Source organism: Arthrobacter sp. NPDC092385 (assembly GCF_044755105.1).
Classification (GTDB): Bacteria; Actinomycetota; Actinomycetes; order Actinomycetales; family Micrococcaceae; genus Arthrobacter_D.
Window position 1 is genome coordinate 92,776 of sequence record NZ_JBIVQL010000004.1, and the last position, 22,418, is coordinate 115,193.

General features: G+C 69.1%; 23 protein-coding genes and 1 pseudogene. 15 read left to right on the forward strand and 9 right to left on the reverse strand.

The window, feature by feature from the left end:
• Positions 1 to 87: 87 nt before the first annotated feature.
• Positions 88 to 609 carry a GNAT family N-acetyltransferase gene (locus ACIQCY_RS06760; RefSeq protein WP_400483132.1) on the reverse strand — a complete coding sequence of 174 codons (522 nt, stop codon included), beginning with the start codon at positions 607 to 609 and terminating at the stop codon, positions 88 to 90.
• Between the two features lie 63 nt (positions 610 to 672).
• Positions 673 to 1,122: an HIT domain-containing protein gene (locus ACIQCY_RS06765; protein WP_400483133.1), complete on the reverse strand. Its 450-nt coding sequence runs from the start codon at positions 1,120 to 1,122 to the stop codon at positions 673 to 675.
• Between the two features lie 201 nt (positions 1,123 to 1,323).
• Here ACIQCY_RS06765 and ACIQCY_RS06770 point away from each other — a divergent pair, with 201 nt between their 5' ends.
• Entirely contained in the window at positions 1,324 to 2,076 is a 753-nt protein-coding gene (locus ACIQCY_RS06770; protein WP_400483134.1) for a hypothetical protein, read from the forward strand.
• Here ACIQCY_RS06770 and ACIQCY_RS06775 read toward each other — a convergent pair.
• From ACIQCY_RS06775 to ACIQCY_RS06785, 3 genes are read right to left on the reverse strand one after another with little or no spacing between them, the layout of a single operon-like run.
• Entirely contained in the window at positions 2,024 to 2,749 is a 726-nt protein-coding gene (locus tag ACIQCY_RS06775) for an HAD family hydrolase (RefSeq protein WP_400483135.1), read from the reverse strand. The genes ACIQCY_RS06770 and ACIQCY_RS06775 overlap by 53 nt on opposite strands.
• 26 nt (positions 2,750 to 2,775) lie before the next feature.
• Positions 2,776 to 3,300 (reverse strand): GNAT family N-acetyltransferase, encoded by a 525-nt coding sequence (locus ACIQCY_RS06780; RefSeq protein ID WP_400483136.1) that lies wholly within the window; start codon positions 3,298 to 3,300, stop codon positions 2,776 to 2,778.
• Positions 3,297 to 3,677, reverse strand: coding sequence for an HIT family protein (locus ACIQCY_RS06785; RefSeq protein WP_400483137.1), 381 nt, complete (start codon positions 3,675 to 3,677; stop codon positions 3,297 to 3,299). Before ACIQCY_RS06785 ends, ACIQCY_RS06780 begins: the two co-directional genes overlap by 4 nt.
• On the opposite strand from ACIQCY_RS06785, the gene ACIQCY_RS06790 reads away from it, so the two are divergent.
• From ACIQCY_RS06790 to ACIQCY_RS06825, 8 genes are all read left to right on the forward strand, one after another.
• Entirely contained in the window at positions 3,627 to 4,109 is a 483-nt protein-coding gene (locus tag ACIQCY_RS06790) for an SRPBCC domain-containing protein (RefSeq protein ID WP_400483138.1), read from the forward strand. The genes ACIQCY_RS06785 and ACIQCY_RS06790 overlap by 51 nt on opposite strands.
• Positions 4,110 to 4,433: 324 nt before the next feature.
• Entirely contained in the window at positions 4,434 to 4,967 is a 534-nt protein-coding gene (locus ACIQCY_RS06795; RefSeq protein WP_400483139.1) for a GNAT family N-acetyltransferase, read from the forward strand.
• Positions 4,968 to 5,080: 113 nt separating this feature from the next.
• Positions 5,081 to 5,377 carry an Asp-tRNA(Asn)/Glu-tRNA(Gln) amidotransferase subunit GatC gene (gatC, locus tag ACIQCY_RS06800; RefSeq protein WP_400483140.1) on the forward strand — a complete coding sequence of 99 codons (297 nt, stop codon included), beginning with the start codon at positions 5,081 to 5,083 and terminating at the stop codon, positions 5,375 to 5,377.
• Between the two features lie 3 nt (positions 5,378 to 5,380).
• On the forward strand, positions 5,381 to 6,886 hold the full coding sequence (gene gatA / locus ACIQCY_RS06805) for an Asp-tRNA(Asn)/Glu-tRNA(Gln) amidotransferase subunit GatA (protein ID WP_400483141.1): 1,506 nt from the start codon (positions 5,381 to 5,383) through the stop codon (positions 6,884 to 6,886).
• Complete coding sequence (gatB, locus tag ACIQCY_RS06810; RefSeq protein WP_400483142.1) at positions 6,886 to 8,400, forward strand: Asp-tRNA(Asn)/Glu-tRNA(Gln) amidotransferase subunit GatB; 1,515 nt, start codon at positions 6,886 to 6,888, stop codon at positions 8,398 to 8,400. Before gatA ends, gatB begins: the two co-directional genes overlap by 1 nt.
• Before the next feature lie 29 nt (positions 8,401 to 8,429).
• Entirely contained in the window at positions 8,430 to 9,338 is a 909-nt protein-coding gene (locus tag ACIQCY_RS06815) for an aminoglycoside phosphotransferase family protein (RefSeq protein WP_400483143.1), read from the forward strand.
• A 160-nt stretch (positions 9,339 to 9,498) separates the two neighbouring features.
• Entirely contained in the window at positions 9,499 to 10,542 is a 1,044-nt protein-coding gene (tdh, locus tag ACIQCY_RS06820) for an L-threonine 3-dehydrogenase (RefSeq protein ID WP_400483144.1), read from the forward strand.
• Positions 10,543 to 10,556: 14 nt separating this feature from the next.
• The gene (locus ACIQCY_RS06825; RefSeq protein ID WP_400483145.1) at positions 10,557 to 11,822 is read left to right on the forward strand and encodes a glycine C-acetyltransferase; all 1,266 of its coding nucleotides are present in this window, start codon (positions 10,557 to 10,559) and stop codon (positions 11,820 to 11,822) included.
• A 31-nt stretch (positions 11,823 to 11,853) separates the two neighbouring features.
• Here the strand turns inward: ACIQCY_RS06825 and ACIQCY_RS06830 are convergent, their stop codons facing one another.
• Both ACIQCY_RS06830 and ACIQCY_RS06835 read right to left on the reverse strand, forming a co-directional pair.
• Positions 11,854 to 12,237: a YchJ family protein gene (locus tag ACIQCY_RS06830; RefSeq protein ID WP_400483146.1), complete on the reverse strand. Its 384-nt coding sequence runs from the start codon at positions 12,235 to 12,237 to the stop codon at positions 11,854 to 11,856.
• 34 nt (positions 12,238 to 12,271) lie between these two features.
• A pseudogene (locus tag ACIQCY_RS06835) lies at positions 12,272 to 13,295 on the reverse strand (NADPH:quinone reductase).
• A gap of 116 nt (positions 13,296 to 13,411) precedes the next feature.
• On the opposite strand from ACIQCY_RS06835, the gene ACIQCY_RS06840 reads away from it, so the two are divergent.
• The 4 genes from ACIQCY_RS06840 to ACIQCY_RS06855 all read left to right on the forward strand — a co-directional run bounded on the left by ACIQCY_RS06840 (position 13,412) and on the right by ACIQCY_RS06855 (position 17,414).
• Positions 13,412 to 14,509, forward strand: coding sequence for an NAD(P)/FAD-dependent oxidoreductase (locus ACIQCY_RS06840; protein WP_400483147.1), 1,098 nt, complete (start codon positions 13,412 to 13,414; stop codon positions 14,507 to 14,509).
• Positions 14,510 to 14,731: 222 nt separating this feature from the next.
• Positions 14,732 to 15,706, forward strand: a complete 975-nt coding sequence (locus ACIQCY_RS06845) for a cation diffusion facilitator family transporter (protein ID WP_400483148.1) — start codon at positions 14,732 to 14,734, stop codon at positions 15,704 to 15,706.
• A gap of 24 nt (positions 15,707 to 15,730) precedes the next feature.
• Positions 15,731 to 16,213 carry a cation:proton antiporter regulatory subunit gene (locus ACIQCY_RS06850; protein WP_400483149.1) on the forward strand — a complete coding sequence of 161 codons (483 nt, stop codon included), beginning with the start codon at positions 15,731 to 15,733 and terminating at the stop codon, positions 16,211 to 16,213.
• A gap of 7 nt (positions 16,214 to 16,220) precedes the next feature.
• On the forward strand, positions 16,221 to 17,414 hold the full coding sequence (locus ACIQCY_RS06855; protein ID WP_400483150.1) for a cation:proton antiporter: 1,194 nt from the start codon (positions 16,221 to 16,223) through the stop codon (positions 17,412 to 17,414).
• Between the two features lie 38 nt (positions 17,415 to 17,452).
• On the opposite strand, the gene ACIQCY_RS06860 is transcribed toward ACIQCY_RS06855, so the two are convergent.
• Positions 17,453 to 18,298 carry a siderophore-interacting protein gene (locus ACIQCY_RS06860; RefSeq protein WP_400483151.1) on the reverse strand — a complete coding sequence of 282 codons (846 nt, stop codon included), beginning with the start codon at positions 18,296 to 18,298 and terminating at the stop codon, positions 17,453 to 17,455.
• Positions 18,299 to 18,348: 50 nt separating this feature from the next.
• On the reverse strand, positions 18,349 to 19,926 hold the full coding sequence (hutH, locus tag ACIQCY_RS06865; RefSeq protein WP_400483152.1) for a histidine ammonia-lyase: 1,578 nt from the start codon (positions 19,924 to 19,926) through the stop codon (positions 18,349 to 18,351).
• A 102-nt stretch (positions 19,927 to 20,028) separates the two neighbouring features.
• Here hutH and ACIQCY_RS06870 point away from each other — a divergent pair, with 102 nt between their 5' ends.
• Together ACIQCY_RS06870 and hutU are read left to right on the forward strand one after the other, a co-directional pair.
• Positions 20,029 to 20,715: an IclR family transcriptional regulator gene (locus tag ACIQCY_RS06870; protein WP_400483153.1), complete on the forward strand. Its 687-nt coding sequence runs from the start codon at positions 20,029 to 20,031 to the stop codon at positions 20,713 to 20,715.
• Positions 20,712 to 22,400, forward strand: coding sequence for a urocanate hydratase (gene hutU, locus ACIQCY_RS06875; RefSeq protein WP_400483154.1), 1,689 nt, complete (start codon positions 20,712 to 20,714; stop codon positions 22,398 to 22,400). Before ACIQCY_RS06870 ends, hutU begins: the two co-directional genes overlap by 4 nt.
• Positions 22,401 to 22,418 lie beyond the last annotated feature (18 nt).

A 22,418-nucleotide genomic window follows, 5' to 3' on the forward strand; every position in this document is an offset into this window, starting at 1 on the left:
GTCTCCCACCGTAACGTCCGGTGTGGTGGCGTTCCGCGAGTTACAGCGGGCGATCCCGGGTCCGATAGTCCGACCCTGGTCCTGCAGTCAGGGGTTCAGTGCCATGCTGTAACGCATTTCGGACAGCACTGTCACGCCGATGGTCTCCTCCGCGGTGGTTCCGTCCCATGCCAGGCCCATTCGTTCGTAGAACAGCAGACCGCGCTGGTTTCCTTCAAGCACCCACACGGAGAGTTCGCTAAATCCGTGCCCGCGCAGCTGGTCCAGCGCCCCTTCCCATAACCGGTATCCGAGACCTGTACCTGCGTGTTCCTCGAGCAGGTACAGGGCGGTGACTCTTCCGGCTTGCGATCCTGCATCCACGTCATCGCTGCGATCCGCGTGGATAAAGCCAACCAACTCCCCGTTGACGACGGCGATGTGCGGCCGCGGCGCGCCTCGATCCAGGATCATCCTGTTCCAGCCATCTGTCCGGCGTTGAATGTCCAGTGCATCAAGGTACGCGTCATCCATCAGCCCCCGATAGGCCCACTGCCAGGCTCGGACATGCACGGAGGCCAGGTCCGGCAGGTCAGCGTCGGTGGCACGACGAATCTCGACAAATGTCATCGGCCCATTCAATCGAAGAAACGCTGCTTACGGTAGACAATGGGTCCACGGAACCATTTCATCTCAGCGAGGGTGCTCACCACGTGCACGAGCATCAGATGTGTGGATGGCGTCGGCGAGCAGCTGTACGGGACTCTCCGCGATGGTCTTGCGAGAGCGCTGGCTAGGCCACGTCGTAAACCCGTCATCCCTCCATCGAGGAACGACGTGGAAGTGAAGATGAGCCACGGATTGTTCAGACCCTGGCCCACTGGCGCTGAGTAAATTCACGCCCGGAGCACCCAAAGCATCACGCATGGCGACACTGACCTTCTGTACGAGCACCATGGTTGCCGCTAACGACAAAGCGCCGGCCTCGTGGACTCCCGACACATGCACCGTCGGTATGACAAGAGTGTGCCCGGGGGCCAATGAGCTTGCGGGCAAAGGAAGAAGCGCCGCGGCGTGCTCCTCTCTGGCAATCCAATCAACAGGCGCGTGGTCCATCAGCAAGGAACAAAATGCGCAGCTCATATAATCATCCTGCCCCGCAGCAGATGTACCGCGGGAGGATCGCTGAAGGTGCTTGCGCAGGGAGATCGATGCACCGCTCTACTCACACCGTCGCCTGATCACCGAACGACTTTGCGCCCGAGGACGAGCATTCCCAAGGTCACGAAAGCTGTCACGGGGGCTGGTACGGGTAGGTTGTAGGCGGCGAGGTCAGGGGAACTAATGGTGAAGCAGGAGACACGAGCTCGTTATCTGCTCGAGGACGCCGGGGACTATGTGTGCCTTCAGTGGTGTTCGGGCATCACGGTTGAATCCGCCGATGTGGCGTCTGCAACCGAAGCGGTCACCGCTATATCTCCGAACGGTCCGCGTCCTCTCCTGGTGCGCATCGGCCTTATCGACCACATCACCGCGGATGCCAAGCAGCTGCTGGTCAGGGACAGGTGTTCTTCCCGCATCGCGATCATCGGCACCGACGACATCGGACGGATCCTCACGGCCTTCACCCACCGTTCGGTGACGCCCACCCGGTACTTCACCAACGACGAGGAAGCCACCGACTGGTTGCACGATGACACCCGTGAACACCCCAGCATCTTCGGTGAAAGCTACGGCGTGCACAACGCTTTCACCTCGGACATGTGCGACGGCGTGCTCTGGGTGACGTGGGTCCAGGCCTTCCACATCACGGACGCCATCGCGGAGAACATCGTCCTACGCGCCGAGTTCATGAATCCCACCTCGTGCCCGCCCATGCTCCTGAACCTCCATGAGGTCATGTCAGCGACGGACAGGGCCATGGAGATCCTTGCGAATGGGTTGAACATCGCCGCCCTAGCCGTCATCAGTGCCGATCCGCGCGGTCGGACACTGATCGCCTACTACAAGCAGCGGGCACACCCGCCGTATGCAACCCGATTCTTCAGCACGGTCGAGGAAGCCGAGCAATGGCTGGCCCTAAGACCGAGTCCCTAGCGACACTATCGCGCTTTGATCGGGCGCTTTCTTCGAGGCGTCCCCCCTGTCCGTAAGCGGAGCCTTCACTGAGATCTCTTCGGTACTGGGTGAACGCCGTCGTCAGCTCAGCGAGGGATTCGAGACGCATGTCGGCGAGGTCGACCTCTGGGCGTTGAGCGTGAAGGTATCCCCACGGGCCACGACGGATGAAAGCGGTGCGCATGCCCGCTGTCCGCGCTGGCAAGATGTCGTTGTCTAGGCGGTCCCCGACATACAGGATCGCGCTGGCGTCGAGGCGGGTGGCCTGCACAATGCGGGAGAAAAATTCTGCAGAGGGCTTCGCTACACCCCAGGCAGCGGAAGAAGCGATGAAGTTAGCTTCGAAGCCGAGCTCGTGTAGCCGAGCTTCGACACCGATCGGCTGGTTCCCGGCTATGCCAACAACGAGGCCAGCGTCTCTGGCAGCCTTCAAGCAGCTCAGCGCGTCGGGGTACAGGTCCACCTGGTCGATGGACGGGGGCTCAGCCGGACGCTCGACACCCAACACGTCCCAGACGCCACGATGGTCCTTGTCGTGAGCCATCAAGGCGCCGAGTGTTCCCATCAACGCAAAGGGCGTCACGCCCGCACGCTCGGCCTGCGTCGTCCAAGCTCGGGATTCATCGACCAGCGTCTCGCCGACGTCGAACACTATCGCCTGTACTCCGGCAGGGAGCCTCACCCTTCTAGGCTCCGTGTCCACTCAGTCCGTCTCGTCCGAAATTGCAGATAGTAGCTGTCCTCTCCGAGGAATACTCCCGGTTCGCCTCTCCTTGTCTCCTGCATCCCAAGCGACTGAAGGATCCGCACGGAGGCCATGTTGGCGACCAGCGCTTCCGCCCACATGCAGTCCAGAGCCAATTCCTCGAAACCGTACGCAAGGCTGGCTCGGGCGGCTCGTAGGCCAAGGCCTTGGCCCCAGCGACGTGAGGGGCCGATCACGAACCCCAGCTCCTTCTCGCCCGGGTTCGAGCCGTGAAGATCCACGTACCCGACCAGGTCACCGTCGGCGTCCTCGACAGCTAACCGAATCAACCCATCGGGCGGGTCGTCAACCTGTCGTGCCCAGAAGTCGTGCAGTGCATCTCGGGATGTCATGGTCCACCCTGTGTGGCGGCAGAAAGTAGTGTCCTCTCCCCATGCAGCGAGGACGGCTGCATCCGCGTGCTGCAGAGGCCGCAAGCGCAAAGCTGAGGGAGTCATGTCCTCAACCTATCGGCCCGTCCACTGGATCTCTCAGAGCGGGCATCAGCGGTGTTCATGGCGTTTGCGAGCAACTGAGCGGGACTTTTCACGACTGTATGGCGAGAGCGTTGGCTTGGCCACGTTGTGAATCCATCATCCCGCCATCGGGGAACGACGTGGAAGTGAAGATGGGCCACGGATTGTTCCGACTCTGGCCCACTCGCGCTGAGTAGGTTCACGCCCGCCCCGCCCAGGGATCCTGCATCGGACCCGATTGCTGTGAGACTGCGTGCCGATTCGGATCCGTACCTCAGGTAACCCCTGTGCAGCGTTAGTGTCGGGTCATGCCTCTCATAGATTCTTCGATCCGAACGATCGATAGTTCGGTGTCGCATACCTGGCACATCGCCGCGCCGACAAGTCGCCTGTGGTGGGCTCTTACCGACCCGGTGGCATTGCCGCAGTGGTTAGGGAAACTAGCTGCTGGAACCTTCGTTGCAGGAGACGTCGTAAGAATTCAGCACGCGCCAGACTACTTCTGCACCAGCCGAATCACGGAGTATGAACCGGAGCATTGGCTGCGGATGACGTGGAAGTTTCCAGATGAACCTCCGTCGGAAGTCACCATAAGGCTCACTCCTGAAGTGAGTGGGACCCTTATCGAACTGACGCACGAAGGGCTAGGAGACGACGCGCGCAACTACCTTCCTGGGTGGCACACGCACCTGCTCTATCTTGAAGCGCTGCTTCTGGGCCGGCCTCGATCCATGACTGATTTTTGGTCAACGTTTGAAGAGCTTTCCAAGTTTGAGACCGACTTCTATTGAGTACTGAGACAGAGTCTGTCGAAGTAGCCAAGCCGCCTCGAGAACATCGACATGATGATGCCCGCAAGCCGGTCCCTCACTCGGACAGCCCCAGGTGAGCGTACGAGGAAGGACAGGGCCGGACAGACACTGATTTCGGGGATTCCCATAACACCCGCCCGAGAAAATGCCCGGTGAAGGCGCGCCTTATACGGACACGCTCCTGCCGCCTGCAGGCAGTCCACCGGAGATGTCCGGAGGCCACGGCGCTCGAACCTCCGTCCGAGCCCGAAACAGCACCTGGCCGGACGTCGTTGAGCCCCTGCCCCATGGCAAAATGAACCGGTGACTTCCGCTCCGTCCGGCAACGCCGTGTCCGACTCCCGCATCACCATCCGTCCCGTCCAGCCGGAGGACTTCGACGACGTCCGCCGCATCACGCGCGGCGCGTACCTCGAGGCCGGCTACTTCGCCGACGACTCGCACCCCTACATGGCTGTGCTGGCCGACATCGAGCACCGTGCGCAGCACGCGGAGGTCTGGGTGGCCGAGCGCGAGGGCGCCGTGGTCGGTTCGGTCGCGCTGACGTTCGCGGGCCAGCGGTACACGGACATCGCCGTCGAGGGTGAACTCGAGTTCCGGATGCTGGCGGTCGACCCCGCCGTCCAGCGCGGCGGCGTGGGACGGGCCATGGTCGAACGCATCGTCGAGCACGCCCGCACGCTGCCCGGCATCGAGGCCGTGAGTCTGACGAGCGGCTCCGACATGGTGCGCGCGCACCGCCTCTACGAATCCATGGGCTTCGTCCGGGTTCCCGAGCGCGACTGGGAGGTCCCGAACGAGGACATCCTGCTCTGGGTCTTCCGCCTGCCGCTCTGACGCGGGCAGGCCCTGTTCCCGCCGTCGCCCCCGCCCTTCGCCGATGCCGGGCGCTGCCCGCGCCAGCATTAGACTGGACGCAGATACCCACGTCCGACTTCCAGGGGAGATCCATGGCTGAGATCAACCGGGACGACGTCGCGCACCTCGCGCGCCTCGCCCACATCGACATGACCGACGACGAGCTCGACCGCATGGCCGGTGAGCTCGCCGTGATCGTCGATTCCATCAAGACCGTGAGCGAGGTGGCGGGCGACGACATCCCCGCGACGAGCCACCCCATCCCGCTGAGCAACGTGTTCCGCGAGGACGTCGTGGGGGAGACCCTCACCAACGAGGAGGCGCTCCTCGGCGCACCCGACAACGCCGACGGCCGCTTCAAGGTCCCTGCAATCCTGGACGGGGAGTAACCCATGACCGAGATCATCCACCTCTCCGCCGACGCCCTCTCGCAGAAGCTCGCGTCGAAGGAGGTCTCCGCCGTCGAGGCCACGCAGGCCTACCTGGACCGCATCGGCGCCGTGGACGGCGCGATCAACGCGTTCCTGCACGTCAACACCGACGAGGCCCTGCTCGTCGCCGCCGAGGTCGACAAGGCCCGCACGGACGGGGACACGCTGCACCCCCTCGCCGGCGTGCCGATCGCGGTGAAGGACCTCATCGTCACCAAGGGCCAGCCCACCACGGCCGGGTCGAAGATCCTCGAGGGCTGGCAGAGCCCCTATGACGCCACCGTGGTCCGCAAGCTCCGCGCGGCGAAGATGCCGATCCTCGGCAAGACCAACCTCGACGAGTTCGCCATGGGCTCCTCCACCGAGCACTCGGCGTACGGTCCCACCCGCAACCCCTGGGACCTCGACCGGATCCCCGGCGGGTCCGGTGGCGGCTCCGCTGCCGCCGTCGCGGCGTTCGAGGCGCCCCTGGCCCTCGGCACCGACACGGGCGGTTCCATCCGCCAGCCCGGCGCCGTCACCGGGACGGTCGGCGTGAAGCCCACCTACGGCGGGGTCTCCCGCTACGGTGCCATCGCCATGGCCTCCTCGCTCGACCAGATCGGCCCCGTGTCCCGGACGGTCCTCGACAGCGCACTGCTGCACGAGGTTATCGGCGGCCATGACCCGCACGACTCGACATCGCTGACCGATCCCGTCGGCGCGCTCGTCGAGGCCGCCCGGCTGGGCCAGGTCGAGGGCATGCGCATCGGCGTCATCAGGGAACTGCAGGGCGAGGGCTACCAGGCCGGCGTCCTCACCCGCTTCCATGAGTCGCTCGAGCTGCTGCGCTCGGCGGGCGCGGAGATCGTGGAGGTCTCCTGCCCCAACTTCCGGTACGCACTCGGCGCCTACTACCTGATCATGCCGTCGGAAGCCTCCAGCAACCTCGCCAAGTACGACGGCGTGCGCTTCGGCCTGCGCGTGGTGCCCGAGGGCGCCCCGACGATCGAGCGCGTCATGGGAGCCACCCGTGCCGCAGGCTTCGGCGACGAGGTCAAGCGCCGCATCATCCTCGGCACCTACGCCCTGAGCGCCGGCTACTACGACGCCTACTACGGCTCGGCGCAGAAGGTCCGCACGCTCATCCAGCGCGACTTCGCGGCCGCGTTCGAGCAGGCCGACGTGCTCATCTCGCCGACCGCCCCGACCACCGCGTTCAAGCTGGGCGAGAAGCTGAACGACCCGCTGGCGATGTACCTGAACGACGTCGCCACCATCCCGGCGAACATGGCCGGAGTCCCCGGCCTCTCGCTGCCCGGCGGCCTCGCGGACGAGGACGGACTGCCCGTCGGCATCCAGCTCCTCGCCCCCGCCCGCCAGGACGCGCGCCTCTACCGCGTGGGCGCCGTCCTCGAATCACTCCTCGAAGAGACGTGGGGCGGCCCGCTGCTGGCTCAGGCCCCCGAGATTGCAGGTAGGAAGTAATGACTGCTGTAACCGATGAGGTCCTGACCTTCGACGAGGCCATGGAGAAGTACGACCCCGTGCTCGGGTTCGAGGTCCATGTGGAGCTCAACACCCGGACCAAGATGTTCTCCTCCGCGCCCAACGCGTTCGGCGACGTCCCGAACACGAACGTGACGCCCGTGGACCTCGGCCTGCCCGGGGTCCTGCCCGTGGTCAACGGCGTTGCCGTGGAGTCCGCGATCAAGATCGGCCTCGCGCTGAACTGCAAAATCGCCGAGAAGTGCTACTTCGCGCGGAAGAACTACTTCTACCCGGACACCCCGAAGAACTTCCAGACCTCCCAGTTCGAGGACCCGATCGCCTACGACGGGTACATCGACATCGAGCTCGCCGACGGCACCGTGTTCCGCGTCGAGATCGAGCGCGCCCACATGGAGGAGGACGCCGGCAAGCTCACCCACATGGGCGGCTCCACGGGCCGCATCCAGGGCGCCGAGTTCTCCCTCGTGGACTACAACCGCGCCGGTGTGCCCCTGATCGAGATCGTCACCAAGCCGATCGAGGGTGCGGGCTCGCGCGCCCCCGAGCTCGCGAAGGCCTACGTGGCCGCGATCCGGGAGATCGTCAAGAACCTCGGTGTGTCCGACGCCCGCATGGAGCGCGGCAACGTGCGCTGCGATGCGAACGTCTCCCTGCGCCCGCACGGCCAGGAGAAGTTCGGTACCCGCACCGAGACCAAGAACGTGAACTCGCTGCGCTCCGTGGAACACGCGGTCCGCTACGAGATCCAGCGCCACGCCGCCGTCCTGGACTCCGGCACGCCGATCATCCAGGAGACGCGCCACTGGCACGAGGACACGCGCTCGACGACGTCGGGACGCCCCAAGTCCGACGCCGACGACTACCGCTACTTCCCCGAGCCGGACCTCGTGCCGGTCGTGACGAACGAGGCGTGGATCGAGAAGCTGCGGGCCGAACTGCCCGAGCCGCCCGCCGAGCGCCGCAAGCGACTGCAGGCCGACTGGGTCTACTCGGACGCCGAGTTCCGCGACGTCGTCAACGCCGGCGTCATGTCCTCGATCGAGGACACCATCGCCGCCGGAGTGAGTGCCGCCGTCGCCCGCAAGTGGTGGATGGGCGAGATCTCGCGGCGCGCCAAGCTCGCCGACGTCGAGCCCGCCGAACTGGGCGTGACACCCGAACTGATCGTCGAGCTCAACGCGCTCATCGAATCGGGCAAGATCAACGACAAGCTCTCCCGCGACGTCCTCGACGGCGTCCTCGCCGGTGAGGGCACGCCCACCGAGGTCGTGGAGAAGCGCGGCCTCGCCGTCGTGTCCGACGACGGCCCGCTGCTCGAGGCGATCGACGGCGCCCTCGCGGCCCAGCCCGACGTCGCCGACAAGATCCGCGGCGGCAAGGTCCAGGCCGTCGGCGCGATCGTGGGCGGCGTCATGAAGGCGACACGCGGCCAGGCCGACGCCGGCCGCGTCCGCGAGCTGATCCTGCAGCGCCTCGGAGTCGAGGGCTAGCACCGGCACCACGGACGAGGGAGGGTGGAATGGCGGTCCTGCCGAGGGCGGAGATCGACATCGCGCCCTCCCTCGTCCTGTCCCTGCTGTCCGAGCAACAGCCCGACCTCGCCGGGCTTCCCCTGGGGTACGCCGGGAACGGGTGGGACAACGCCCTGTTCCGGCTGGGGGAGGACCTCGTGGTGCGGCTGCCCCGGCGCGAGGTCGCCGAAGCCCTGATGATCGCCGAGCAGCGATGGCTTCCCCGACTGGCCACGCACCTGTCCGTGCCGACGTCGGTCCCGCTGCGCGCCGGCGTCCCCGGTTCCGGGTACCCCTGGCACTGGTCCGTGTGCCGCTGGGTCGAGGGGGCGGCCGGCAGCACGGTCCCGCGCGCGGTTCGTCGCCGCGCCGCGCGTCCGCTCGCCCGGTTCCTCGCGGAGTTCCAGCAGGAGGCTCCTGCGGACGCCCCGGTCAGTCCCGTGGGACGAGGCGGGCCGGTGGCCGTGCGGGACGACGTCGTGCGCGCGCGGCTGGCATCCCTGCCCGCGCTGCCGGGCCTCCCCGCGGCACGGCTCCTGCACGTCTGGCAGGCGGCCCTCGCCGCGCCGGCGTGGTCGCAGGCGTCCCTCTGGCTGCACGGCGACCTGCACCCGGGCAACCTGGTGCTCGGGCCCGATGGCACGCTGGCCGGCGTCGTCGACTTCGGCGACCTCTGCTCCGGCGATCCCGCCACGGACCTCGCCGCCGCGTGGCTCGTCTTCGACGCCGCGGGCAGGGAGGCTTTCCGTGCGGAGTTCGACGCCCTGCGTCCGACCGACCCCGCGACCTGGACGCGGGCCTGCGGCTGGGCGCTGAGCATGGGCAGTGCCATGGTGGCGTCCTCCGACGACTCCCCGGACGTCCGCGTCCTGGGCCTCGAGATCCTGTCCGCGGTCCTCGAGGACTCCGCGGCCTGACGGCCTGACCTACGCCGGACCGCCCGCGTGTCCGCCCGCGTGTCCGCCCGCACGAACCCGCTGATACTGTTGCTCCGGGCACATCCCGCCCGGCACTCGTACCGCGAACGGCCCAGCCCATCCCGCTGGACGCCCGGAGCGGCATGGAAGGAACCGTCCAGTGAAGGCGCTGTACAAATCCGGGGCCCACCCCGGCTTCGAGCTCGTGGACCGGCCCGAACCCGTTGCAGGGTTCGGCGAGGTCAAGATCCGGGTCATCACCACCGGCATCTGCGGCACGGACCTCCATATCGAGAGCTGGGACTCCTGGGCGCAGGGCATGATCAAGGCCCCGCTGATCCCCGGCCACGAGTTCTACGGCGAGGTCGTGGCGCTCGGCGAGGGCATCCGCGGCGTACGGATCGGGGACCGTGTCTCGGGCGAGGGGCATATCGTCTGCGGCGTCTGCCGCAACTGCCGGGCCGGCCGCCGCCAGATGTGCATCCACACCTCGAGCGTCGGCGTGCAGCGCGACGGCGCCTTCGCGGAGTTCGTCGTCGTCCCCGAGACCAACGTCTGGGTGCATGACGCGACCATCACGCCCGAGCTCGGCGCGGTCTTCGACCCCTTCGGCAACGCCGTCCACACGGCCCTGAGCTTCCCGCTCGTCGGCGAGGACGTGCTCATCACCGGAGCCGGCCCCATCGGTCTCATGGCCGTCGCCGTGGCCCGCCACGCGGGAGCCCGCAAGATCGCCATCACCGACGTCTCGGCGCCCCGGCTGGACCTCGCGCGCGGGGTCGGTGCGGACATCGCCGTCGACGTCAGCCGCATGCGCATCGCGGATGCGCAGCGTGAACTCGGGATGAAGGAGGGGTTCGACATCGGGATGGAGATGTCCGGGCATGCCACCGCGCTGCCCGAGATGATCGACAACATGAACCACGGCGGGCGCATCGCCATGCTCGGCCTGCCCTCCGGCCCCATCTCGATCGACTGGGGCAAGGTCGTCACGCACATGCTCACCCTCAAGGGCATCTACGGGCGGGAGATGTTCGAGACCTGGTACGCGATGAGCGCCATGCTGCAGTCCAACCGGACCCTGCGCGAGGCGGTCTCGTCCGTGGTCACCGACTGCCTGCCGGCGAGCCGGTGGCAGCAGGGATTCGCGACAGCGCGCGACGGCGCGAGCGGCAAAGTGGTCCTCGACTGGACCACCTTCTAGGAGACAGGAACACCATGTATTCAGCAGTCCGCGACCAGCTCGCCGGAGAACTGGACGAGATCCGCTCGGCAGGCCTCTTCAAGCACGAGCGGCGCATCTCCTCGCCCCAGTCCAGCACCATCACGGCAGGAGCCCTCGGCGCCGCCGACGCCCGGGTGCTCAACTTCTGCGCCAACAACTACCTCGGCCTCGCCGACCACCCGGACATCATCGCCGCGGCCAAGAGAGCCCTCGACGAGCGCGGGTTCGGCATGGCGTCGGTCCGTTTCATCTGCGGCACGCAGGACCTGCACCTCGAGCTGGAGCGGCGCGTCTCGCAGTTCCTCGGCACCGAGGACACCATCCTGTTCTCCTCCTGCTTCGACGCGAACGGCGGCGTCTTCGAATCGCTGCTCGGCGCTGAGGATGCCGTGATCTCCGACGCCCTGAACCACGCCTCGATCATCGACGGCATCCGCCTGTCCAAGGCGCAGCGCTTCCGGTACGCCAACCGCGACATGGCGGACCTCGAGGCGAAGCTGCAGGAAGCCGCAGGGGCTCGACGGCGGCTCGTCGTCACCGATGGCGTCTTCTCCATGGACGGCTACCTCGCCCCGCTCGAGGCCATCTGCGACCTCGCCGAACGCTACGACGCGATGGTCATGGTCGACGATTCCCACGCCGTCGGGTTCATGGGCCCCACCGGCGCCGGCACGCCGGAACACGCCGGGGTCGCTCATCGCGTGGACATCTTCACGGGCACGTTCGGCAAGGCGCTCGGTGGGGCGTCCGGCGGGTACGTCGCCGCCCGGAGCGAGATCGTCGCCCTGCTGCGCCAGCGTGCCCGCCCGTACCTCTTCTCCAACTCGCTCGCGCCGTCGATCGTCGCCGCGACCCTGACCGCCCTGGACCTGGTGCAGGACAGCACCGAGCTGCGCTCCTCCCTCACCGCCAACGCCGCGCTGTTCCGCCGCCGCATGACCGAGGAGGGCTTCGACCTGCTCGAGGGCGAGCACGCCATCATCCCCGTCATGTTCGGCGAGGCGGTGCTCGCGGCGCGCACGGCCGATGCGATGCTCGCGCACGGCGTGTTCGTCACGGCGTTCAGCTACCCCGTGGTCCCCAGGGGTGCGGCCCGCATCCGCGTCCAGCTCTCGGCGGCCCACAGCGGCGAGGACGTCGAGGCGTGCGTGCAGGCGTTCGTTACCGCGCGTGCCGAGGTGGACGCGGGCAGTCTGGGAGCGGATGGCGGGCAGGCGTCCCACGCCGGCGCGCCGGGCGCGCACGTGGGTAACGCGTAATCCGGCACCACCTCGCGGGTTCCAGTAGGTCCTAAGGGCGCACGTCCCCGTCGACATACATCCAGCGCCCTTCCACTCGGACGAATCGGCTGCGCTCCTGCAGCAGCCCCGACCGCCCGGCTCTCCGGAACGACGCTCGGTACTCCACCACGCCGGCGTCGTCGCAGTCGCCGCCGAGGGCCGTGTCGACGATCTGCAGGCGCCGCCACTCGACGTCCCCGTCGAGATCGACGGTATCCGGACGTGTCGATGGGTCCCACGAATCGAGCAGGTACCTCTCGAGCCCGAGAGCGAACGCCGAGAACCGTGAGCGCATCAGTGCTACCGCCGTCGAAGCTGCCCCTCCCCGGTGGAGCGGCCCGCAGCATTCCCCATACGGCAGACCGGATCCGCAGGGGCAGTCGTCGAGCGTCATATGATTCCTTTCCTGACCGGGAAGGGTCGATCGCTCAGGAGTTCTCGTCGGAGACGCGGATGATGACCTTGCCGGTCACACCGTTCTCGACGGCGTCGTGAGCGGCGCTGGTCTCCTCGAGTGGAAACCAGGAGAGGGGCAGTCCGGCAGCCTTCCCGACAGGCAATACCCCGCTGCTCAGCGCCGCCGTGATGTCCTCCGCCGCAGCGACGAGCGCGTCCTGACCCACCGTGTAGAGCAGCAGGCCCTGCCAGCGGACGTTCTTCGCGAAACTCGCGACCACGGGGGCGGTGAAGTCGTCACCATTGTTGTTCGCGTAGTACGCGATGGAGCCATGGTTGGCGATCACCTCGACGTCGAGCGCCGCGTTCTGCCCGGGGGACACCTCCACGACATGGTCAACGCCGCCTGGAGCAACCTCGCGGATGTGGTGGGCGAGGGAATCGTCGGGGTAGCGGAGAACGTGGTGGGCCCCCGCAGCCAGACCGAGCTTGGCCTTCGCGTCGCTGCTGACCGTTGCGATGACGGTTGCGCCTGCCCAGGCGGCGAGTTGAATCGCCGCGTGGCCGACGGCTCCGGCGCCGCCTTGGACGAGAACCGTGCGTCCCTCGAGGGCGCCGGGAGCGAGTCGCGACGGCCCCTGCTCGTGGACGGTCAGGGCGCGGTGCGCCGTCATCGCCGGTACACCCAGGCTGGCTGCCACATTGAGATCGACGCCGTCCGGCAGGCGGACAGCCCGTTCGGCGGGAATCACGGTGAACTCCTGGGCGGTGCCCGTCGGGCGGCCGTGAGCAGCCAAGTAGATCCATACCCGGTCGCCTACCTGCGGCTCGGTGACGCCCTCCCCGACCGCGTCGACGACTCCGGCGCCGTCCTGGTTGGGGACTACCTCGGGGAACGGGAGGTCGCCGTCAAGCGCGGGCCTTCCAATCCGTCGGATTCACGCCGGAGTTGACGATGCGGACTCGCACTTCGCCCGGACCGGGCGTCGCGATGTCGCGGTCGACGAGAGAGAGAACGGAGGAGGGACCGGTGGAGGAGTAGACGATTGCTTTCACGACTAGCCGGAACTATCGGTGCCCGGACGGTATTCCCGGGGCTCGGGGTCCGCCCTATCGACGGGAGGGCACACCGGACGCCCCCGGATGGGGGAGCGCCATCCTAGGATGACGGGATGAGCCCCCTCGAGTGCGACGTCCTGATCATCGGCGGCGGGATCGCCGGCCTCTCCCTGGCGTCCTCCCTCGCTCCGTTCTCGAGCGTGGTCCTCGTCGAGGCGGAGGGCACGCTCGGGTACCACACGTCGTCCCGCTCGGCGCGCCAGCTCATCCCGAGCTACGGCCCCGGCCCCGTGCTGGACCTCACCCGCAGGACGCTCGAGCTGCTGTCCGGGGTGCAGTCCTCCACCGGCCTGCCCCTGACCGTCCCGCGGTCCTTCCTGCTCGTCGGATCCGGGGACGACGTCGCGGCGAAGGCGAGCGCTTCGATGCGGGGCGTGTCCCACGCGGAAGCGCTCGGGCTCTGCCCCCAGCTGCGCCCGGAATCCTTCGAGGCGGCAGCCATCGACGAGCACTGCGTCGGCACGGACACCGACCTCCTGCTCGAGTACCACCGCCGCAGCGCGAGTGACGACGGCGTCATCATCCTCACCGGGGCGCAGGTCACGGAGGCCCGCTACGACGGCAGCGGCTGGACCGTCCGGGCCGGCTACCGGCCCATCACCGCGGAGGTGGTGGTCGATGCGGCGGGGGCCTGGGCCGACGGCGTCGCGGTGCTGTGCGGCGTCGCGCCCCAGGGGCTGGTTCCCCTCCGGCGGACCGCGGCGATCGTCGCCGCGGAGAATGCACCGCGGGTCGGGACACCGATGGTGGCCGCCGCGGACGAGTCGTTCTACTACCGGCCCGATGCCGAGGGCGTCCTGATCTCACCGAGCGAGGCCGAACCCGCCGAGCCCGGCGACGCCCAGCCCCACCCCGGGGACGTCGACCGGCTCATCGAGCACCTCGGCAGCGTCACCACCCTCGGCATCACGTCGGTCCTGCGGTCCTGGACAGGCCTGCGGACACAGCGGGAGAACGGGCTGCCCGTGGTGGGTTTCGACGCCGGCCATCCCGGCTTCTTCTGGCTCGCAGGCCAGGGCGGCTACGGTTTCCAGACGTCGTCGGGCATCGCCGAACTGGCGGCCGTCCTGCTCAGCGGGGCGGACCCCGCCGATCTCGGGGCCGATCCCGAGCGCATCAGCGCCGCCGCCGCGGCCCTCCGGCCGGCCTGAGCCAGGCCCTGGTGCACTTCGATCGGTGCGGCGGAACGCCGTCCGCCTGAGCGGCCGGCGGCCGGCCCGCAACCGGTCCATGGTGCTGCGTCTGCCCGCCCCGGGCAGACGCAGTTTCCGTAAGGTAGGGAACAGAAGGCCGCCCCGGCGCACGTGCCGGCGGTGGGCCTGGCCATCGGTGGAGCGCCCGTCGCGGGCGGGCAGAGGGAACGGAACGGGATCATGTCAGCAAGTGGAGGCAACAAGGCGATCATCGCGGCCCTGGCCGCGAACCTCACCATCGCCGCACTCAAGTTCGTGGCGTTCGCGCTCACGCGCTCCTCGTCCATGCTCGCCGAGGGCATCCACTCGGTGGCCGACTCGGGGAACCAGGTGCTGCTGCTCGTCGGGGGCAAGCGCGCCAGGCGCCAGGCGAGCCCGGAACATCCCTTCGGCTACGGCCGCGAGCGGTACATCTACGCGTTCATCGTGTCGATCGTGCTGTTCAGCGTCGGTGGCCTCTTCGCGCTCTACGAGGCGTACCACAAGTACCAGGACCCCCACCCCATCGAAGGCTCGTTCTGGTGGGTTCCCCTCGCCGTCCTGATCGGCGCCATCATCGCCGAGTCCTTCTCGTTCCGCACCGCCATCAGGGAGTCCAACCACACGCGGGGGACCATGAGCTGGGTGCGCTTCGTCCGCACGGCCAAGTCACCGGAACTGCCGGTCATCCTCCTCGAGGACCTCGGCGCGCTCGTAGGCCTCCTGTTCGCCCTGATCGGCGTCTCGATGACCCTGCTGACCGACAACGGCCTGTGGGACGCGGCAGGGACCGCCATGATCGGACTGCTCCTCGTGGCGATCGCCGCGATCCTCGCGGTCGAGACGAAGAGCCTGCTCCTCGGTGAGTCCGCGTCCGCGGCCGACGTCGCCAGGATCGAGGCGGCCATCGCCGGTGACGGATCCACCCGGATCATACATCTCAAGACCCTCCACCTGGGCCCGGACGAACTGCTCGTCGCGGCCAAGATCACGGTCGCGAGCCAGGACAGCGGAACGCAGATCGCAGCGGACATCAACAGCGCCGAGCAGCGGATCCGGGCGGCCGTACCGATCGCCACGGCCATCTACCTGGAGCCCGATCTCTACGATCCCCGGGCCTCGGCAACGCCCTCAGCGAACGGAAGCTCCACGCGGCCGCTCCCGCACGGCGGGTAGTCCGCGCAGGTCTAGGATGGGCGCATGAACGTCATCGAAACACGCCTTCCCGGCATCGGAGTGCGGCGCGAGATCGTCACCGGCTCCGGTCGGAGGGTGGGAATCGTCGCACAGCGCGACGGCGATCTCGACCTCATCATCTCGAAGGCCAACGACCCGGATGCCTGCGTGGCGTCCATCCCGCTGACCCCGGACGAGGCCGCGACCATCGGCAACCTCCTCGGCTCGCGGCAGCTCGTCGCGCAGCTGACGGAGGAGCACCGCGACCTGCCCGGAGTGTCCACCCGGCAGTTCCTGATCGAGCGCGGCTCGCCCTTCGACGGGCGCCCCCTCGCGGACACCCGGATGCGCTCACGCTCCGGGGCCTCGCTCGTCGCCGTCCTCCGCTCAGGTCAGGTGCAGGCCTCGCCCACGCCCGATTTCACCCTCGCCGCCGGCGACCTGCTGGTGGTGGTGGGCACGTCCGAAGGCCTCGACGCCGCGGCGGACATCCTGCGTAACGGCTGAGCCGCCTGTGCACACGACCGCCCTGACCCTGATCGAACTCGGCGCCATCCTCCTGTTCCTCGGGATCCTCGGGCGGCTCGCCGGCCGGATCGGACTCTCGCCGATTCCGCTCTACCTGATCGGGGGCCTGTTCTTCGGGCAGGGCGGGTTCATCGAGCTCGACGGCGTCATCGAGTTCAGCGAGGTCGCCAGCGAGATCGGCGTGGTGCTGCTCCTGCTGATGCTCGGGCTCGAATACACCGCGAAGGAGCTCGTCACCGGGCTGCGCCAGTCCTGGCTGGCGGGCATCGTGGACTTCGTCCTGAACTTCACCCCGGGTGCCCTCGTCGCCGTCATCCTCGGCTGGGGGCCGGTCGCCGCCCTGGTCATGGGCGGCGTCACGTACATCTCCTCCTCGGGCATCGCCGCGAAGGTCATCAGCGACCTCGGCAGGCTGGGCAACCGGGAGACCCCCACCGTCCTCGCGATCCTCGTCTTCGAGGACCTGGCCATGGCGGTCTACCTGCCGGTGCTCACCGCGGTGCTGGCCGGTTTGAGCTTCGCCGGGGGCCTCGGGACGGTCGGGATCTCCCTCCTCGTCGTCACCCTCGTCCTGGTGGTCGCCCTGCGGTGGGGGAACGTCGTCTCGGCCGTCGTCGACAGCACGGACCGCGAGGTCTTCCTCCTCACCCTCATCGGCGCCGCCCTGCTCGTCGCAGGGCTCGCGTCGGCCCTGCAGGTCTCCGCGGCCGTCGGGGCGTTCCTCCTCGGCATCGCGATCTCGGGTGCGACGGCCGAGAACGCCGCGCGCGTCCTCGAACCCCTGCGGGACCTCTTCGCCGCCATCTTCTTCGTGGTGTTCGGCCTGAACACCGATCCGGCGTCCATCCCGCCGGTGCTCGGCGTCGCACTCCTGCTCGCTCTCGTCACGTCGGTTACGAAGATCGCCACCGGGTGGTGGGCCGCCCGGCGCCAGGGCATCGGGCGCATGGGGCGTGCGCGCGCCGGGACCGCCCTCGTGGCGCGCGGCGAGTTCTCGATCGTCATCGCGGGGCTCGCGGTGACGTCCGGCGCCGTGATCCCGGACCTCGCGGCCCTCGCCACGACCTACGTCCTGCTCATGGCCGTCCTCGGGCCTGTCCTGGCGCGCCTCGCCGAGCCGGCGATGGAACTGCTGGAGCGCATCCCGGGGCGGAATCCGCGGACGGTCACCGCGGCCTGAGGCGCAGCGGGCAGGACGGTCATCGGCTCGCTGCAGTGCTAGTCGTCGAGGATCTTGCCGATCGGCTCGCGCTTCTCCGCCTGGAACGTGTCCTCTTCGCGGCCGTAGGCCCAGTACCCCGAGAGCGACACCTGCGAGCGGGCCAGCCCCTTCTCCTTGAACAGGACATCGCGCAGGGCCTTCATGGCGCCGCGCTCCCCGTGCACGAAGGCGTCGACCCTGCCCTCGGGCCAGGGGCCGGCAGCGACGGCGTCCGCGAGCAGCGTCGTCGTCCCGGCCGCCTGCCCGCCGCGCCGGAGCCAGTGCAGTTCGAGTCCCGGGGGCGCCGCGAGCGGGATGACCTCCGCGTCGCCGTCCACCTCGAGGTAGGCGTGTCCGACGGCGGCCGGATGCAGCGCCTCGATGCCGGCGGCGATGGCGGGCAGGGCGGAATCGTCCCCGACGAAGAGGTGCCAGTCCGCGTCCTGGTCCGGCGACCACTTGCCGGACGGGCCCATGACCACGAGGGGATCACCGGGTGCGGCGTTCGCGGCCCAGGGGCCTGCGATCCCCTCGTCGCCATGCACCACGAAGTCGATCGCCAGGCGCTGCGACTGCGCGTCGAGCCACCGGATCGTGTAGGTCCGCTTCACCGGCCGGTCGCCCGCCGGGAGGGTGTCCTTCAGTGCCGCGAGGTCGTAGGGCGGCACGAGCCCGAGCCCCGGCTTCGCGAAGAGCAGCTTGGCGTACTTGTCCGTCGCGTCGCACTCCTGCAGGTCGCTGAACCCCGGACCACCCGCCACGACCCGCACGAGGTGCGGGCTCAGCCAGCGGGTCTCCAGGACGGTGAGGACGGCCTGCGGACGGGGCGGCTTGCGGGACGGTTCGGACACGGGCGAGGACATGGAGCGGTGCTTCTTTCTGGCGGGAAGTAGTTAGCCCACCCTAACAAGCTTCACGGGAGGGGCGCTGGGAGCACCTCGAGGGCGGCCGCGAGCAGGGCGCCGTCGTCGACCAGCAGGCGGGCCGCCTCGATCTCCGGAGCGAGGTAGCGGTCGGTTCCCGGTCCTGCGACGTCCTCCCGCAGCCGGGCGCGGACCGCTGCGATCGCAGCGGAACTGCGCAGGCCGCCCTCGGCTCCGCCGTCGCGCATGTCCAGGGCCCTCGCAGCCGTCAGGATCTCGATGGCGAGCACGCGCGTCAGGCCGTCGATGGCCCTGCGCAGCTTGAGGCCCGCGGCCCAGCCCATGGACACGTGGTCCTCCTGCATGGCGGAGGACGGGATGGAATCGACCGATGCCGGGTTCGCGAGCCGCTTGAGTTCGGACACGATGCCGGCCTGCGTGTACTGGGCGATCATGTGGCCCGAGTCGACGCCCGGATCGTGCGCGAGGAAGGCGTTGAGCCCATGGCTGCGGGACGTGTCGAGGAAGCGGTCCGTGCGGCGCTCGCTCATCGAGGCGACGTCCGCGACGGCGATCGCGAGGAAGTCGAGCACGTAGCCCACGGGGGCGCCGTGGAAGTTGCCGTTCGATTCGATCCTGCCGTCACGGGTGATGACCGGGTTGTCGATGGCGGAGCCCAGTTCGATCGCGGCCACCGACTCGGCATGGGCCAGCGTGGCGCGCGCGGCACCGTGGACCTGCGGAGCGCACCGCAGCGAGTAGGCGTCCTGGACACGGGTGAAGCGGTGCCGGCCGGTCTCCGAGGTCAACTGCTCCGCGATGAGCGGGGACCCCTCGAGGAGGGAGCGGATGGACGCGGCCGAAGCCACCTGGCCCGGGTGCGGCCGCAGGGCGTGCAGGTCCTCGGCGAACACCGCGTCGGTTCCCAGGAGCCCCTCCACGCTCATCGCCGCGGCGAGGTCCGCCGTCGTGAGGAGACGGTGGAGGTCGGCCGCGGCGAGGACCAGCATCCCGAGCATGCCGTCCGTCCCGTTGATGAGCGCCAGGCCCTCCTTCTCGCGCAGCTCGACGGGCGGGATGCCCGCGGAGGCGAGGGCCTCGGCGGCGGGGACGAGTTCCCCGGAGCCGGTGCGGACGCTGCCCTCACCCATGAGCGCCAGGGCGACATGGGAGAGCGGAGCGAGGTCCCCCGAGCAGCCGAGCGAGCCGTACTCGCCGATGACGGGCGTGATGCCGGCGTTCAGCATGGCCGCGTACGTCTCGGCCACCAGGGGGCGCACGCCCGTGCGGCCCGTGGCGAGGGTGGAGAGGCGCCCGAGCATCAGCCCGCGCACCACCTCGCGGTCCACCTCCGCGCCCGAGGACGCCGCGTGGCTGCGGATGAGGCTGCGCTGGAGTTGGCTCCGCTGGTCGAGCGGGATGTGCTTGGTCGCGAGTGCGCCGAAACCGGTGGAGACGCCGTAGTGCGGTGTGCCGTCGTCGACGAGGGAATCGATGACGGCGCGCGACGCCGCCATCGCCGCCAGGGCGTCGGGGCCGAGCCCGACCTGCGCGCCGTACCGTGCGACCGCGACGACGTCGGCAGGGGACAGGGGGCCGATCCCCACGATCACGGACTGCTGGTTCACGGTGTGCCTCGGTTCCTGCGACGCGTGCCGCTATTGCCATTGGATGAAAAGGACGTTTCAATAAGTGAAATATACGCCGACGCTGAAAGCAAGGAGGGGAGCATGGCCGAATCATCGACGCGCACCGTCGAACGGGCGCTCGTGCTCCTCGGGGCAGTCTGCGACGCCGGGTCGCTGACCCTCGCTGACGCCGCGCGGGAGGCGGAGCTCTCGGCCTCCACGGCCCTCCGCCTCCTGCGCACCCTGGAGGGGACGGGCTTCGTGCGGCGCGACGGGCTCGGGACCTACCGGCCGGGGCTCCGCGTGGTGCAGCTCGGGGCGCAGGCGCTCGGCCACGAATCCCTGGTGTCCCTCGCCGAACCCGCCCTCGAGCGGCTCGTGGAGCGGACCGGCGAATCCGCATACCTCAGCGTCCCGTCGCACGACGGCGAGGGCGTGTACCTGGCGATGCGCGAAGGCACCCATTCCGTGCGCCACGCGAGCTGGGTAGGGCGCAGCATCCCGCTGGAGGGGACCGCCGTCGGTGCCGTCCTGGCCGGTGCCCACCCGGGCGCCGGCTTCGTCGTCGTACGCGACGGCGTCGAGGCGGACGTGACCGCCATCGCAGCACCCGTGTCACCCGGCGGGCGGCCGGTGGCGGCGCTCAGCGTCGTCGTCCCCAGTTACCGCATCACCGAGGCCGAGGCCGGCCGCATCGGTGCGCTCGTCGCCCGGGAGGCCACCGCCCTCCTGGCCCACACCGACACCCGTGTCGCCCCGACCGAGGACCTGACAGGAGAACCAGCATGACCAGCACCTCCAGCACCAGTACGACCCCCACGCACGACCCGTCCCGCCGGATCCGGGCCGCGCGCGGCACGCAGCTGACGGCGAAGAGCTGGCAGACGGAAGCCCCGCTGCGCATGCTCATGAACAACCTGGACCCCGAGGTCGCCGAGCGGCCCGAGGACCTCGTGGTCTACGGCGGGACGGGCCGGGCGGCGCGCAGCTGGGAGGCGTACGACGCCATCGTCCGCACGCTCGAGACCCTCGACGACGACGAGACGCTCCTCGTGCAGTCCGGCAAGCCCGTGGGCGTGTTCCGCACTCATCCGTGGGCTCCGCGCGTGCTGCTCGCCAACTCGAACCTCGTCGGCGATTGGGCCACCTGGCCGGAGTTCCGGCGCCTCGAGGCCGAGGGCCTCATGATGTACGGGCAGATGACGGCCGGTTCCTGGATCTACATCGGCACGCAGGGCATCCTGCAGGGCACGTTCGAGACGTTCGCCGCCATCGCCCACAAGCGGTTCGGCGGGAGCCTTGCGGGCACGCTGACCCTGACGGGAGGCTGCGGGGGCATGGGTGGCGCCCAGCCCCTCGCCGTCACCCTCAACGGCGGGGCCGTCCTCATCGTCGACGTCAGCGAGGCGCGCCTGCGCCGCCGCGTCGCGAAGCGGTACCTGGACACCGTCGCGGACACGCTCGACGACGCCGTCGCCCAGGTCCTCGCCGCCAAGCGCGAGAAGCGCGCCCTGTCCGTCGGCGTCGTCGGCAACGCCGCCACCGTCTTCCCCGAACTGCTCCGGCGCGGGCTCGACGTCGACATCGTGACCGACCAGACCTCCGCCCACGACCCGCTGAGCTACCTCCCGGAGGGGATCGCCCCCGACGAGTGGGAACGCGAGGCCTCGGCCGACCCCGACGGATTCACCAAGAAGGCCCAGGCCTCCATGGCCCTGCACGTGGAGGCGATGGTCGGCTTCCTGGACGCCGGCGCGGAGGTCTTCGACTACGGCAACTCGATCCGCGACGAGGCGCGCAAGGGCGGCTACGGGCGCGCCTTCGACTTCCCCGGCTTCGTGCCCGCCTACATCCGCCCCCTGTTCTGCGAGGGGCTCGGCCCGTTCCGCTGGGTCGCGCTCTCCGGGGATCCGGCGGACATCGCCGTCACGGACGCCGCCCTCAAGGACCTGTTCCCGGACAACGGGCACCTGCACCGCTGGCTCGACGCCGCCGCCGAGCACGTCGAGTTCGAGGGCCTGCCCGCACGGATCTGCTGGCTCGGCTACGGCGACCGTGCGAAGGCCGGCCTGCTCTTCAACCGGCTGGTCGCGGAGGGCAGGGTGTCCGCACCGATCGTCATCGGGCGCGACCACCTCGACTCCGGGTCCGTCGCCTCGCCCTACCGCGAGACCGAGGCCATGGCGGACGGCTCGGACGCCGTCGCCGACTGGCCCCTGCTCAACGCCCTGCTCAACACCGCATCCGGCGCCACCTGGGTCTCCATCCACCACGGCGGCGGCGTCGGGATCGGCCGGTCCATCCACGCCGGGCAGGTCTCGGTCGCGGACGGGACGGACCTCGCGGCCCAGAAGCTCGAGCGCCTCCTCACGAACGATCCCGGCATGGGCGTCATCCGCCACGTCGACGCCGGCTACGAGCGCGCCCGCGAGGTCGCCGCCGAGCGCGGCGTGCGCATCCCCATGCAATCCTGAAGGCCCCGCAACGCCACC

Bases quoted from the DNA above. Each gene is read 5' to 3' on its own strand.
- ACIQCY_RS06760 (WP_400483132.1), bottom strand. From the start codon at position 609: ATGACATTTGTCGAGATTCGTCGTGCCACCGACGCTGACCTGCCGGAC.
- ACIQCY_RS06830 (WP_400483146.1), bottom strand. From the start codon at position 12,237: ATGACGCTCGACGACTGCCCCTGCGGATCCGGTCTGCCGTATGGGGAA.
- ACIQCY_RS06780 (WP_400483136.1), bottom strand. From the start codon at position 3,300: ATGACTCCCTCAGCTTTGCGCTTGCGGCCTCTGCAGCACGCGGATGCA.
- ACIQCY_RS06825 (WP_400483145.1), top strand. From the start codon at position 10,557: ATGTATTCAGCAGTCCGCGACCAGCTCGCCGGAGAACTGGACGAGATC.
- gatB (WP_400483142.1), top strand. From the start codon at position 6,886: ATGACTGCTGTAACCGATGAGGTCCTGACCTTCGACGAGGCCATGGAG.
- ACIQCY_RS06840 (WP_400483147.1), top strand. From the start codon at position 13,412: ATGAGCCCCCTCGAGTGCGACGTCCTGATCATCGGCGGCGGGATCGCC.
- ACIQCY_RS06765 (WP_400483133.1), bottom strand. From the start codon at position 1,122: ATGAGCTGCGCATTTTGTTCCTTGCTGATGGACCACGCGCCTGTTGAT.
- ACIQCY_RS06845 (WP_400483148.1), top strand. From the start codon at position 14,732: ATGTCAGCAAGTGGAGGCAACAAGGCGATCATCGCGGCCCTGGCCGCG.
- ACIQCY_RS06850 (WP_400483149.1), top strand. From the start codon at position 15,731: ATGAACGTCATCGAAACACGCCTTCCCGGCATCGGAGTGCGGCGCGAG.
- ACIQCY_RS06815 (WP_400483143.1), top strand. From the start codon at position 8,430: ATGGCGGTCCTGCCGAGGGCGGAGATCGACATCGCGCCCTCCCTCGTC.
- ACIQCY_RS06790 (WP_400483138.1), top strand. From the start codon at position 3,627: ATGCCTCTCATAGATTCTTCGATCCGAACGATCGATAGTTCGGTGTCG.
- ACIQCY_RS06860 (WP_400483151.1), bottom strand. From the start codon at position 18,298: ATGTCCTCGCCCGTGTCCGAACCGTCCCGCAAGCCGCCCCGTCCGCAG.
- ACIQCY_RS06785 (WP_400483137.1), bottom strand. From the start codon at position 3,677: ATGCGACACCGAACTATCGATCGTTCGGATCGAAGAATCTATGAGAGG.
- gatA (WP_400483141.1), top strand. From the start codon at position 5,381: ATGACCGAGATCATCCACCTCTCCGCCGACGCCCTCTCGCAGAAGCTC.
- gatC (WP_400483140.1), top strand. From the start codon at position 5,081: ATGGCTGAGATCAACCGGGACGACGTCGCGCACCTCGCGCGCCTCGCC.
- hutU (WP_400483154.1), top strand. From the start codon at position 20,712: ATGACCAGCACCTCCAGCACCAGTACGACCCCCACGCACGACCCGTCC.
- ACIQCY_RS06770 (WP_400483134.1), top strand. From the start codon at position 1,324: ATGGTGAAGCAGGAGACACGAGCTCGTTATCTGCTCGAGGACGCCGGG.
- ACIQCY_RS06870 (WP_400483153.1), top strand. From the start codon at position 20,029: ATGGCCGAATCATCGACGCGCACCGTCGAACGGGCGCTCGTGCTCCTC.